A 13,272-nucleotide genomic window follows, 5' to 3' on the forward strand; every position below is an offset into this window, starting at 1 on the left:
CTACGCCCCAACTTGGTGAACCAGCGCTACTGGCGTCTCGCGCAAGGCACGCAAGGTAGCCCGCAACTCCACCGGCCGCACCGGCTTGGACAGGATGGCGATGTTGCGATCGTGCAGCGCGGCATGGATCTTCTCGATGTCGTGGCCGGTGATGATCAGCGCCGGCACTTCCCAGCCCCGTTGCTGGCGTATGTGGTCGATGCACTCGATGCCCGAGACCCGGGTGCCCAGGTCATAGTCGGCGACGATGATGTCGCAGTCGGTGACCAGGTCCTGCGCCGACGCCTCGGCCTGGACCACGCAGCCCCAACGCTCCAGTAGCGCCGAGGTGGCCAGCAGCACGTTGCGGTCATCCTCCACCAGGCATACCCGCAAACCGCTCAGCAGGCCGTTCTGCAACGCCTCGTCGTGGCGCCGCAACTGCTGCGGCGCGGCCGGTTGCAGGCCCGCCAGGGTCACGCTGGTGCCGTGGTCGACCCGCGAGCGCAAGCGCACTTCCAGGTCCACCAGCTGCCCCAGGCGCTTGACGATGGACAACCCCAGGCCCACGCCCTCGACATCCTTGTCGCGCAATTGGCGGACCCGGTAGAACTCTTCGAAGATCCGCGGCAGGTGCTCTTCGGCGATACCGCGCCCACGGTCATGGATCTCGATGGCCAGGCCCTGGCCACGGCGGCGCACGCCAATCAGCACGGGCCCCTGCGGCGCATACTTGAAGCAGTTGGACAGGACGTTCTGCACCATGGTCGCCAGCAACCCGGGGTCGATGCGTACCCAGTGGTTGCAGGGCCGCAGCCGCAGCTCGACCCCGGCCCAGCGCGCCGCCTCGGCGTTCTGCCGGATCAGGTCGCGCAGCAACTGTCCCAGGTGCACGGTTTCGTACTTGGGTTGCACGCGCCCGTTGTCCAGGGTGTAGAGGTCGAGGATCGAGCGGAACAACTGCGACACGTTGAGCAGCGAACGGTCGATGTTGTCCACCAGCCGCCGCTCATCCTGGCCCAGGTCGGCCTCGCGCAGACAGGCGGTGAACAGGCCTATGGAGTGGATCGGCTGGCGCAGGTCATGGCTGGCCTGGGCCAAAAAGCGCGATTTCTCCAGGTTGGCGGCGATGGCTTGCTCGGAGGCCAGCCGGGTGCGCTTGAGCAGGATATGGGCATAGATCGGGATCACCGTGCTGGTGACCATCAGCATCAGCACCATGTAGGGCTGGCTCTGCCAGTACGGGGTCAGCAGGTAGACCATGAACAACGCGAACAACGCCAGGACGGTGGCAATGGCCAGGTAGCGCGAGCCGAAGCGCATGCCATTGCCCAGGTTGACCCAGACCATCACCGCATAGATGGGCAGCGCGCCCTCGCCGCCCATCACCAGGCCGAAGCAGGTGCCGGTGTAGTCGTAGATGATCCCCAGTATCCGCCGGGCCGGGTAGTGGCCCGGCCAGCGGGCGATGGCCAGGCGCAGGCCGATGGAAACCAGGGTGAAGACGATGATGTAGATGATCACCGGCAAATAGGTGTCGAAATCCTGCCCCGGCAGGCAACTGGTGATGATCACGTAGACCAGCGCGCAACTGGCGACGATGATGCGCAACGTGGCCTGGTCGAGCTCACTGTCCTTTTCGACTTTCATGCAAACAACTCCTTGTTCGGGACACCGGCACGGTGCCTTGCTGGCAATACGCGGTATCGGACACGACCAGCGGGCAGGTACAGTGCCGGCCTGCCAAGGTAGCATGGCCCCAGGACCGATTGTTTCAAGGAGCTTCAAGACATGACATGCAGGATTATCGTCGCCGACGACCATCCCCTGTTTCGCGAGGGCATGCTGCGCACCGTCCAGCGCCTGCTGCCCGAGGCGGTCCTCGAAGAAGCCGGCGACCTGGCGACCGTGCAGGCCCTGGCCGGCAGTGGCGAGGAGCCCGACTCGCTGATCCTCGACCTGCGCTTTCCCGGGTTGACCTCGGTGAGCATGATCGCCGACCTGCGTCGGCAACTGCCCAGGACCTCGATCATCGTAGTGTCGATGGTCGACAACCAGGACCTGATCAGCGAAGTCATGGCCGCCGGCGCCGACGGTTTCATCGGCAAGAACATCTGCCCAGAGGACATCGCCCAGGCGATCCTCGACATCCGCCAGGGCGAGGTGGTGGTCAAGTACGCACCCTCCGGCCTGCTGCTGCCCCTGGATGCCTGCACCGAACTCAGCGCCCTCACCACCCGCCAGCAAGAAGTGCTGCGCCTGATCGCCCAGGGCAAGACCAACAAGGAAATCGCCCGTGAACTGGACATTTCGCCGTTCACCGTGCGTATCCACGTCTCGTCGCTGCTGCACGCACTGAAGGTGCCCTCCCGGGCCGCGGCGGCAGTGAAGTTCGCCGGGAACGGCTGAACCGCCAACTGTCCTACTGACCCGATGCGCCCAGCCCAGGCGGCTGCGCTGGAGAAGACATGCACACCGCAGTACCCGAAGACATGCTCGAACAACTGCAACGCTGGATCGGCGACAGCGAAGCCGCCAACTGGAACGAATACATTACCGAGCACGTGGCCAAGGGCGTGCTCCAGGCCTTTACTGCAGCGCAATGGCAGCGCCTTGACGCGCTGCTCCTGGACCAGCCCGAATACTGGCAGCAACGTTGCGCCGTCTCCCTCGGGGAGTTGCGCGGCCCGCAGGCCATCGCACTGCTCAAACGCCTGCTGGTGCAATCTCCTTACCTGGATGTGCGGATCATGGCGATCTATGAACTGGACTGGGCGGAAGTGGCCATCGAACGGCGCTATGCACTGCCGGTTCGCGAGGTCATGGCCCGGCTTCCCGAAGACCAGGTGGAACCCGAGCTGCACAGCCTGCTGGCCAAGGCCGAGGCCGCTAGCTGCTGATCGGCCGGGAACCGGCGGGAAGCGCCGCCATGGCCTTCAACTCGAGACCCGGGCCTTGAGCAACCAGCGCTCGAAGGACTCGGTGGGCAGCGGCCGGCTGATCAGGTAGCCCTGCACCGTATCGCAGCCCCAGCCTTCCAGCAGCTTCAGGCAGTGCTCGAACTCCACCCCCTCGGCCACCACCTTGAGCCCCAGCTTGTGGCTCATCTCGATGGTCGAGCGCACGATCACCGCATCGCCGCTGGTCTCATCCAGGTTGCGGATGAACGACTGGTCGATCTTCAGCTCCTGCACTGGCAGGCGTTGCAGTTGTGCCAAGGACGAGTAGCCGGTGCCGAAATCGTCCACCGACAGGCTGATGCCACAGCCACGCAAGCGCTGGAGCACCGCCAGGGATTGTTCCGGGTGGCGCATGATGGCGCTTTCGGTGATCTCGAAGACCAATTGCTCGGCCGCCACCTGATAGCGATCCAGGCCTTGGCTGACCCGTTCCACCAGGTCGCTGTCCTCCAGGTCCCGGGCGGAGATGTTCAATGACAGGCGCACCGGCAGGGCGCGGCGGTTCCATTCGGCCAACTGGCGCATGCAGGCCTCGATGACCCAGGTGGTCAGGCTGTGCATGCTGCCGGTACGTTCGGCCAGGGGAATGAATTCCGCCGGCGACACCACGCCGAACACCGGATGTTGCCAGCGCAGCAGGGCTTCGGCCTGGTGCAGGTAATCCCGGCGCAGGTCGAGCTTGGGCTGGAACAGCAGGAACAACTCGCCCTCGGCAGCGGCGCGACGCAGGTCGCGGATCAGGCTGATCTGCCGCTGATGGGCCAGGTCGCGGTCCTGCTGGTAGACCTGCAGGTAACCCGGCTTGAGCGCAGCGTCGTGGCGGGCGATGGCCGCACGGCTGATCAGCTCTTCGGCGGACTGGCCATCGGCCGGGTACACCGCCACGCCCACGCAGATCTGCAAGCGCACTTCATCGCCCTGGATCAACTGCGGCCGGCTGAGCAGGCCATGGAGCCGGTCGGCCATGGCGATGGCGCCTGTGAGCTCGGTGTTCTCCAGCAACAGCAGGAACTCGCTGGTGGTGATGCGTGCCGCCGTGTCGCCCTGGGACAGGACCTCCCGCAGGCGCCAGCTGAGCTCGCCCATCATCTGCTCCAGGCCTTCGGCCCCGAAGCCTTCGTTGATCGCCCGGTAATTGTCGATCCCCAGGTACAGCAGCACCACGTTGCGCCGCTCGGCAATGGCCTTGCTCAGGCGCTCGATGGCCAGGGCCCGGTTGGGCAGCCCGGTCAGCGGATCGTGCAGGGCGTTGTGGGCCAGTTGTCGCTCGCGGGTGGCGATGGCGCTCTGCATGGCGTTGAAGGCATCGGTCAGCACCCCGAACTCATCGCTGCGCTTGATCGCTACCGGCGCCTGGTAGTTGCCGGAACCTATGCGTCGGGCCGCCTGGGCCAGGTCCTCCAGGGGCCGGGCCACCCAGCGCGCCATCAGCAAGGCACAAAGCAGCGATGCCACCAGCGCCACGCTGGCGATCCACAAGAACTCCCGGTCCAGCGGAGCGAAAGCTTCCAGGGCCTGTTCCATGGGGCTTTGCAAGAGGGCCATGACCCGCGGGTCGCCTTCGCCGCCGGTATTGGCCAATTGCAGCGCCTGGTTGAGAAAGCGCTGGCCATGGAGTTCGCTCAATTGCGGTAACGGCTGCCACAGCGAATCGCGCAGGATGTTGATGATGGCCGACCAGAGCACCTCCGGCTGGGTGCTGAACAACTCGCCGGAGCGTTGTCCGTCCACTGCCAGGAACGAGACCTCGAGGTTGCTCATCGAGCGCAGTTCCTGGGCGAAGGACTCGTCCATGGGAAAGCCCATGACCACCCGGGCGATCGGCAAGGGCTCGAGCACTTCACCCTGGACCAGCAGGTAGGGCCGGTCCTGGATCGCCACCAGCAGCATGTGGATGTCGTGGCGCAGGGCCCGGCGCAACGCCTGGTCATAAGGGAAGGTCTGGTCGCGACCGATGGCTGGCAGGGTACTGGCGATGACCCGGCCGTCCGGGGACAGGACGAACATCTCGCTGGAGCGAATGCCACCCCGGTGCTGGGCCAGGGCCGCGAGGATATCCACCGGCCTGCCGCTGATCACCGCGCGCCGAAATTCGGAATCCCCCACCAGCCAGTCGATGCCGTATTGCAGGTTGCGCCCGCGGGAATCCAGCAAGCGCTCGAAGACCCGGGTGCCGGTCTTCAACTGCAACTGCGCCTGGCGCTCCACCGCCTGGGTGGTGGCGGTCTTGACCGCGAAATACACCGCGGCGATCAGCACCAACAGCAGCAGGGCAAGCACCCCGACGATCCTTGCCTGGAAGGTTCGGCGCCACCTCATGAGGGCGCTCTCGACAACTCCGGTTGCCAGCAGGATCCAGGAAACGACAACGCGGCTAGCTGCCGCCGGGCGCTGAAAAATCCGTTCTTCATACCCATCCCTCTGAGAAGCTGAATATGGATGTCAAATAAATGGCGTCTTTGTTCCGATAATCCGGACACTCAAGTCAATGCGCAAATCATAGAAGATCGCGCAATGAAACTGGTGAGTTTGAAGTCATTTTATTGACAAGCGATATCAGAAAATTACTTCAAGCTATCTCACCGATTCCACCACAAGGCTAGGAAATTACGCCATGAGCCAGGACAATTCGGGCCTGGAACACTCCATGACCTGACAACCTGCACCGCCAACGCGGGCTGGCACAGCTCGGAAAAAAGCTGTAACCCTTGCCCCATTGAAACCCGCCATGACCCGCCCCATCTAACCCTGCATAGCCCATCGTGCAGGAGCCTCCATGAGCGATCAGCAAGAATTCCCCGAAGATCCGCGTGACTACGTCGATCCGGATGAAACCGAACATCCGGTCGCCCATGGCACCGACCTGGCACTGCCGGGGCAAAGCCTTCCGGACAAGGTCTACATCATCCCGATCCACAACCGGCCGTTCTTCCCGGCCCAGGTGTTGCCGGTCATCGTCAACGAAGAGCCCTGGGCCGAGACCCTGGAGCTGGTGAGTAAATCCGAACATCACTCCCTGGCCCTGTTCTTCATGGATACGCCCCAGGAAGACCCACGGCATTTCGATACGTCGGCGCTGCCGGAGTACGGCACCCTGGTCAAGGTCCACCACGCCAGCCGCGAGAACGGCAAGCTGCAATTCGTCGCCCAGGGCCTGACCCGGGTGCGCGTGCGCACCTGGCTCAAGCACCATCGCCCACCCTACCTGGTGGAGGTCGAGTACCCGCGCCAGCCCGCCGAGCCCACCGACGAGGTCAAGGCCTACGGCATGGCGCTGATCAACGCGATCAAGGAACTGCTGCCGCTCAACCCGCTGTACAGCGAAGAGCTGAAGAACTACCTCAATCGCTTCAGCCCCAACGACCCTTCGCCACTGACCGACTTCGCCGCCGCCCTGACCTCCGCCACCGGCAACGAGTTGCAGGAAGTGCTCGACTGCGTGCCCATGCTCAAGCGCATGGAGAAAGTCCTGCCGATGCTGCGCAAGGAAGTGGAAGTCGCGCGCTTGCAGAAAGAAATTTCCGCCGAGGTCAACCGCAAGATCGGCGAGCATCAGCGCGAGTTCTTCCTCAAGGAACAGCTCAAGGTGATCCAGCAGGAACTGGGGCTGACCAAGGACGATCGCAGCGCCGACCTGGAACAGTTCGAGCAGCGCCTGCAGGGCAAGGTCCTGCCGCCCCAGGCGCAGAAACGCATCACCGAGGAAATGAGCAAGCTGTCGATCCTCGAGACCGGCTCGCCGGAATATGCGGTCACCCGCAACTACCTGGAATGGGCGACCGCGGTGCCTTGGGGCATCTATGGCGAGGACAAGCTCGACCTCAAGCACGCGCGCAAGGTGCTGGACCAGCATCACGCTGGCCTGGACGACATCAAGAACCGCATCCTCGAGTTCCTCGCCGTGGGTGCCTACAAGGGCGAGATCAGCGGTTCCATCGTGCTCCTGGTGGGCCCGCCCGGCGTCGGCAAGACCAGCGTCGGCAAGTCCATCGCCGAGTCCCTGGGCCGACCGTTCTACCGCTTCAGTGTCGGCGGCATGCGTGACGAGGCCGAGATCAAGGGCCACCGCCGCACCTATATCGGCGCCCAGCCGGGCAAGCTGGTGCAGGCCCTGAAGGAAGTGGAGGTGATGAACCCGGTGATCATGCTCGACGAGATCGACAAGATGGGCCAGAGCTACCAGGGCGATCCGGCCTCGGCGCTGCTGGAGACCCTCGATCCAGAGCAGAACGTCGACTTCCTCGACCATTACCTGGACCTGCGCATGGACCTGTCCAAGGTCCTGTTCGTGTGCACCGCCAACACCCTGGACGCCATCCCCGGGCCGCTGCTGGACCGCATGGAAGTGATTCGCCTGTCGGGCTACATCACCGAGGAAAAACTCGCCATCGCCAAGCGCCACCTGTGGCCCAAGCAGCTGAATAAGGCCGGTGTGGCCAAGACCAGCCTGGGCATCAGCGACAGCGCCCTGCGCACGGTGATCGACGGCTACGCCCGGGAAGCCGGGGTGCGCCAATTGGAAAAACAACTGGGCAAGCTGGTGCGCAAGGCCGTGGTACGGCTGCTGGACGAACCCGACGCCCGTATCAAGATCGGCCCCAAGGACCTGGAAGCGTCCCTGGGCATGCCGGTGTTCCGCAACGAGCAGGTGCTGAGCGGGGTCGGGGTCATCACCGGGCTGGCCTGGACCAGCATGGGCGGCGCCACCTTGCCCATCGAGGCCACGCGCATCCACACCCACAACCGCGGCTTCAAGCTCACCGGCCAGCTGGGCGATGTGATGAAGGAGTCGGCGGAGATCGCCTACAGCTACGTCAGCTCGCACCTCAAGCAGTTCGGTGGCGATAGCAAGTTCTTCGACGAGGCCTTCGTCCACCTGCACGTACCCGAGGGCGCCACGCCCAAGGATGGCCCCAGCGCCGGGGTGACCATGGCCAGCGCCCTGCTGTCCCTGGCACGCAACCAACCGCCGAAGAAAGGCGTGGCCATGACTGGCGAGCTGACCCTCACCGGCCACGTGCTGCCCATTGGCGGGGTGCGCGAGAAGGTGATTGCCGCACGCCGGCAGAAAATCCACGAACTGATCCTGCCGGAGCCCAACCGCGGGCACTTCGAGGAACTACCGGACTACCTCAAGGAAGGCATCACCGTGCATTTCGCCAAGCGCTTCTCTGACGTCGCCAAGGTGCTGTTCTAACCCGGGCCCTGCAGGAGCGGGGCTTGCCCGCGACGAAAACGACGCGTGGTACCTCACGTACCGCGTCATTGTTCATCGCGAACACGCTTCGCTCCTGCAACCGCCCAGCCCCGCCACACATTTCTCCATCTTCAGTTATGCTCGCCGTTCGTCGTGAATGATCGGAGCTTCCTGACCCATGCCCGCCAACCGCCTGCTTATCCTGCTCAGCTTTGCCCTGCTGGCCGCCTGCGCCAGCCAACCCAAGCAAAACGTCACCGTGGAAAACCAGAGTGAGTGCCCGCTGCAACTGCACAACGGGCAGAACTTGATCGTCACCCTGCCGAGCAACCCCACCACGGGCTATCGCTGGGCGATCCAGGATTCGGCTGGCGGCATCCTGCGCAAGGTCAGCCCGGAGGTCTACAGCAATCCGGATGACACCGGCCTGGTCGGCAGCGGCGGCTTTTCCACCTGGCGCTTCCAGGCCTTCGCCAACGGCACGGGCCGCCTGCTGCTGACCTACCAGCAGCCCTGGGCGCCGGAGGAAGCGCCGGTCAAGGCCTTCGACTGCTCGATCACGGTCAATTGACATGGGCTGGCTAATCCTTGCGCTGATGGGCGCCGCGACCTTCATCTACGGCACTGCCATACATGCCACCCTGCTCTGCCTGCTGGTCAAGCCCCTGCCGGTGCTGGCCCTGCTGGGCTGGCTGCACGATGCGCCTCCGGGGGACTATCGGCGCTGGATCATCATCGGCCTGCTGTTCTCGGTGCTGGGGGACATCCTGCTGGCCTGGCCCATGGACCTGTTCGTGTTCGGCCTGGGCGCCTTCCTGGTGGCCCACCTGGCCTACCTCAAGGCTTATCTGAGCGACTGCCGGCGCCTGGCGCCACTGCCACTGCTGCTGGCCCTGGCCATCGGCGGGGCGCTGCTGAGCGTGCTGATCGCCCATGGCCTGGGGCCGTTGCTGGTACCGGTGATCGTCTATGCCCTGACCATCAGCGCCATGCTCTGGCGGGCCCTGGCGCGGCTGGGCACGGCGGTGCCCAAGCGCTCGGCGGCCCTGGCCGCGCTCGGTGCCTTGAGTTTCGCCTTCTCCGACAGCCTGATCGGCCTGAGCCGCTTCGTCGGGGCCTTCGATGCCGCGCCCTACCTGATCATCGTTTTCTACTGGCTGGGCCAGTGGGGCATCGCCGCTTCGGCCTTCAGCCAGAAGCCGCGCTAGCCCCGGGATGGGCGACACCCGTTGTCGCCCTCGCTGCTCCAGGCCTTATCGCAGCCGGCCGCAGCGGCTACAATGCCGCCCCTCTTTTTATCGCCATCGCCGGAACCGCCGTGAGCAAAGAACCCGACCGCCTATTCGCCCAGCCCCTGGCCCAGGTGCCCGACTTCGCCTTCAACGAGGACGTGGTGCGGGTCTTCCCGGACATGATCAAGCGCTCGGTACCCGGCTACCCGACCATCGTCGAGAACCTCGGGGTCCTGGCTGCACAGTTCGCCCAGCCCCACAGCGTGCTCTACGACCTCGGGGCGTCCCTCGGGGCGGTGACCCAGGCCTTGCGTCGGCATGTACGCAGCGATGGCTGCCGGGTGATCGCGGTGGACAACTCGGCGGCCATGGTCGAGCGCTGCCGGGAGTACCTCAACGGCCAGGACTCGATGTTCCAGGAGCTGCTGCCGGTGCAAGTGGTGGAGGGCGATATCCTGGCCCTGGAGTTCCAGCCGGCCTCGGTGGTGGCGATGAACTTCACCTTGCAGTTCATCGCCCCTGAACAGCGCCAGGCCTTGTTGACGCGTATCCGCCAGGCACTGCTGCCCGGCGGCGCACTGATCCTCTCGGAAAAGCTGCGCTTCAACGACGTCCAGGAACATGAGCTGCTCACCGACCTGCACGTCGCCTTCAAGCGCGCCAATGGCTACAGCGAACTGGAGATCGCCCAGAAGCGCAGCGCCATCGAGAACGTCATGAAGCCCGACAGCCTCGAAGAACACCGCGAGCGCCTGCTGGCCGCCGGCTTCTCGAAAGTCGTGCCCTGGTTCCAATGCCTTAATTTCGCTTCGTTGATTGCCCTGCCATGATCGATCTGTCCCCCCTGGCCCGCCATCTGGTGGGCACTCCCCTGGCCGTCTGGGCCCAGGGCCTGCAAGCGCAACTCGATGCCAAGATGGAAAAGGGCCATGGCGACCTGGCCCGCTGGCAGAGTGCGCTGGACGCCCTGCCGGACGTGCGCCCCAGTGAAATCGACTTGCTCAACGGCCTGCTCCTGGACACCGACTGCGACGCCGCGACCCGCGAGCGGATGCGCACTGCCCTGATGGGCCTGAGCCCCTGGCGCAAGGGCCCGTTCGACCTGTTCGGCGTGCATGTGGATACCGAGTGGCGCTCGGACTGGAAATGGTCGCGGGTCGCGCCGCACCTGGACTTGCAGGGCAAGCGCATCCTCGATGTCGGCTGCGGCAACGGCTACTACATGTGGCGCATGCTCGGCGCTGGCGCCGACAGCGTGATCGGCGTCGATCCGAACTGGCTGTTCTTCTGCCAGTTCCAGGCCGTACAACGCTACCTGGAACAACCCAAGGCCTGGCACCTGCCGTTCCCGTTCGAGGACCTGCCGCCGAACCTCGAGGGTTTCGACACCGTGTTCTCCATGGGGGTGTTCTACCACCGCCGCTCGCCCATCGAGCACCTGCTGGCGCTCAAGGACTGCCTGGTCAAGGGTGGTGAACTGGTGCTGGAGACCCTGGTGGTCGAAGGCGACCAACAGCAGGTACTGGTGCCGGAAGACCGCTACGCACAGATGCGCAACGTGTGGTTCCTGCCGTCGGTACCGGCCCTGGAGCTGTGGCTGCGCCGCGCCGGGTTCAGCGACGTGCGCTGCGTGGATGTCAGCCTGACCAGCGTGCAGGAACAGCGGGCCACCGAGTGGATGAAGTACCAGTCCCTGAGCGACTTCCTCGACCCCGACGACCACAGCAAGACCATCGAAGGCCTGCCGGCGCCGATGCGCGCCGTGATCGTCGCCAGGAAATGAATCCCCCACATCCATAGGATGCGAGGCTGGCCCGCGATAGCGATATCGAACATCAAGCCCGATTCAAGGTGAGCATGCCCGGGCTGGCGTCATCGCGGGCAAGCTTCGCTCCAGTGCTGGCGTTCAATCGCGGCTGGCGCGCCGCGCCTTGAAGAACTCGCTGAGCACCGTGCCACATTCCTCGGCCAGTACCCCGCCCTCGTATAGCACCCGGTGGTTGAGAAACCCCTGGGTGAAGAACTGTCCCTGGCTCTGCACGATGCCCGCCTTGGGCTCCAAAGCGCCGTAGACCACCCGCGCGATGCGCGAATGGACGATCAGCCCGGCGCACATGCTGCAAGGTTCCAGGGTGACGTACAGGGTGCTGCCTGGCAGGCGGTAATTGCTCACCGCCTGGGCTGCGGCGCGGATGGCCACCATCTCGGCATGGGCGCTGGGGTCGCTGCCGCTGATCGGGCAGTTGTAGCCGCGGCCGATGACCTGCCCATCGAGCACCAGCACCGCGCCCACCGGCACCTCGCCCAGGGTGGCCCCTTGGGCGGCCAGGGCCAGGGCCTCGCGCATGAACTCCTGATCGCGGCTGCGATCGATGATCGACGCCGGGCGAATCTGGCGCATCACACCACCTCGATCGCGGCCATCAGGCCGGTTTCCATGTGGTCGATCACATGGCAATGGAACATCCAGGTGCCCGGGTTATCGGCCACCAGCGCCACCTGGGCGCGTTCGTTCTTGCCCAGCAGGTAGGTGTCGGTGAACCAGGGCTCGACGATCTTGCGGCGATTGGAAGCGATCACCTTGAAACTCATGCCGTGCAGGTGGATAGGGTGCTGGTACTGGGTCATGTTCTTGAGCTCGAAGATGTAGCTCTTGCCCTTCTTCAAGGTGGCGATCGGGCGATCGGCGCAGGTCTTGTCGGTGATGTCCCAGGCCTGGCCGTTGATCTGCCACAGGCTCGGCGGCTTGCCGTTCTCGGTATTCACCGAGACCTTGCCGGCCCACTCGAAATTGAAGTTGAGCTTCTCGGCCTTTTCCAGGTCCGGTTCGGCGATGGGGTTGGCCGGCAGCGCCTTGGGCCAGTCACCGGGGGCTTCGCTGCTGGCCACCGAGCGCAGGGTGCCCAGGCGCACGAAACCATCGCGCAGGGAAATCTCCTCGCCCGCCTCGGGAATGCGGATGGCCAGGCAGATACGCATGCCCGGTCCCAGCCAGTAATCGTCGTCCAGCGGGCGCGGGGTGATCGGGTTGCCGTCGAGGGCGTAGATCATCGCCTCGCAGTTGCCCTTGAGGTTCAGGCGATAGGTCCAGGTGTTGTCCAGGTTCAGCAGGCGCACCCGCACCACCTGCCCGGCCGGCAGCTCGGTCACCGCCCCGGCCTGGCCGTTGATGGTGATCAGGCGCCCCGCGGTACCGTTGCGCGCGGCCTCGCGCGGCACGCTGAAGGGCATCCAGGCGCCCTGCTCGTCCACATGCCAGGTCTTCAGGCTCAGGGTGCGCTCATGCTGGAAGCCGGTCGGCTCGCGCTCCTCGACGATCAGCGGGCCCACCAGGCCCCGCCCCAGCTCCTCGGAGCTGCTGACGTGGGGGTGGTACCAGTAGCTGCCGGCATCCGGCACGCGGAACTTGTAGTCAAAGAACTCGCCCGGTTTGACCGGCAGTTGCGAGACGTAGGGCACGCCGTCCATTTCCAGCGGCAGGCGGATGCCGTGCCAATGGATGGTGGTTTCCACCGGCAGGTGGTTGATGAAACGCACCCGCAGCCAGGTGCCCTGGCGGACCCGCAACTCGGTGCCCGGCGCCGACGGCCCGAAGGCCCAGGCCTGGGTCTTGAAACCCGCTACCAGTTCGACATCCAGCGGAGCGGCGATCAGCTCGTAGTCGTGCCCGGCATTGTCGTCCGCGACCTTGCCCAGCCAGTAACGCGACGCACCGCCGGCGCCCACGCCAACCACCACCAGACCGGCCAGACCACCGAGTATTTGTCGACGGGTAAAGGACATGGACTCAACTACCTCACGTATCTGCCGCGGGCCCGGGCCCGCAAAAAGGCGAATACGATACACCCGCAGTTGAGAAACAGTAAGGCCAGCGCGGCGACGGGACGCAGATGCAGGGCCGTGG

Annotated in this window: 11 protein-coding genes; 7 read left to right on the plus strand and 4 right to left on the minus strand. The window is 64.9% G+C overall.

Features of this window, described 5'->3' with window-relative positions; all coding sequences use genetic code 11:
• Entirely contained in the window at nucleotides 1-1,629 is a 1,629-nt protein-coding gene (locus C4K40_RS25065) for a hybrid sensor histidine kinase/response regulator (protein ID WP_053131740.1), read from the minus strand.
• 141 nt (nucleotides 1,630-1,770) lie between these two features.
• Between C4K40_RS25065 and C4K40_RS25070 the strand changes: the two genes are divergently transcribed.
• Entirely contained in the window at nucleotides 1,771-2,388 is a 618-nt protein-coding gene (locus tag C4K40_RS25070) for a response regulator transcription factor (protein ID WP_022640661.1), read from the plus strand.
• 59 nt (nucleotides 2,389-2,447) lie between these two features.
• Nucleotides 2,448-2,879, plus strand: coding sequence for a hypothetical protein (locus C4K40_RS25075; RefSeq protein ID WP_053131741.1), 432 nt, complete (start codon nucleotides 2,448-2,450; stop codon nucleotides 2,877-2,879).
• Nucleotides 2,880-2,915: 36 nt separating this feature from the next.
• Here C4K40_RS25075 and C4K40_RS25080 read toward each other — a convergent pair whose 3' ends face one another.
• Complete coding sequence (locus C4K40_RS25080; RefSeq protein WP_031320427.1) at nucleotides 2,916-5,258, minus strand: bifunctional diguanylate cyclase/phosphodiesterase; 2,343 nt, start codon at nucleotides 5,256-5,258, stop codon at nucleotides 2,916-2,918.
• Nucleotides 5,259-5,715: 457 nt separating this feature from the next.
• On the opposite strand from C4K40_RS25080, the gene lon reads away from it, so the two are divergent.
• The 5 genes from lon to cmoB all read left to right on the plus strand — a co-directional run bounded on the left by lon (nucleotide 5,716) and on the right by cmoB (nucleotide 11,151).
• Complete coding sequence (gene lon / locus C4K40_RS25085; RefSeq protein WP_022640664.1) at nucleotides 5,716-8,136, plus strand: endopeptidase La; 2,421 nt, start codon at nucleotides 5,716-5,718, stop codon at nucleotides 8,134-8,136.
• A gap of 178 nt (nucleotides 8,137-8,314) precedes the next feature.
• Nucleotides 8,315-8,707: a protease inhibitor I42 family protein gene (locus C4K40_RS25090; protein WP_022640665.1), complete on the plus strand. Its 393-nt coding sequence runs from the start codon at nucleotides 8,315-8,317 to the stop codon at nucleotides 8,705-8,707.
• A gap of 1 nt (nucleotide 8,708) precedes the next feature.
• Nucleotides 8,709-9,344, plus strand: coding sequence for a lysoplasmalogenase (locus tag C4K40_RS25095; protein ID WP_031320428.1), 636 nt, complete (start codon nucleotides 8,709-8,711; stop codon nucleotides 9,342-9,344).
• A 110-nt stretch (nucleotides 9,345-9,454) separates the two neighbouring features.
• A complete protein-coding gene (gene cmoA / locus C4K40_RS25100) occupies nucleotides 9,455-10,198 on the plus strand; it encodes a carboxy-S-adenosyl-L-methionine synthase CmoA (RefSeq protein WP_022640667.1) in 744 nt (247 codons plus the stop codon).
• Nucleotides 10,195-11,151 carry a tRNA 5-methoxyuridine(34)/uridine 5-oxyacetic acid(34) synthase CmoB gene (gene cmoB / locus C4K40_RS25105; protein WP_022640668.1) on the plus strand — a complete coding sequence of 319 codons (957 nt, stop codon included), beginning with the start codon at nucleotides 10,195-10,197 and terminating at the stop codon, nucleotides 11,149-11,151. Before cmoA ends, cmoB begins: the two co-directional genes overlap by 4 nt.
• A gap of 123 nt (nucleotides 11,152-11,274) precedes the next feature.
• On the opposite strand, the gene tadA is transcribed toward cmoB, so the two are convergent.
• Together tadA and C4K40_RS25115 are read right to left on the minus strand one after the other, a co-directional pair.
• Nucleotides 11,275-11,769, minus strand: coding sequence for a tRNA adenosine(34) deaminase TadA (tadA, locus tag C4K40_RS25110; protein WP_053131743.1), 495 nt, complete (start codon nucleotides 11,767-11,769; stop codon nucleotides 11,275-11,277).
• Nucleotides 11,769-13,151, minus strand: coding sequence for a multicopper oxidase family protein (locus C4K40_RS25115; protein WP_053131745.1), 1,383 nt, complete (start codon nucleotides 13,149-13,151; stop codon nucleotides 11,769-11,771). The genes tadA and C4K40_RS25115 overlap by 1 nt, the downstream gene beginning before the upstream one ends.
• Nucleotides 13,152-13,272: the final 121 nt, after the last annotated feature.

Origin of the sequence: Pseudomonas sp. CMR5c, assembly GCF_003850545.1 — a bacterium.
In the GTDB taxonomy this organism is placed as follows: domain Bacteria; phylum Pseudomonadota; class Gammaproteobacteria; order Pseudomonadales; family Pseudomonadaceae; genus Aquipseudomonas; species Aquipseudomonas piscis.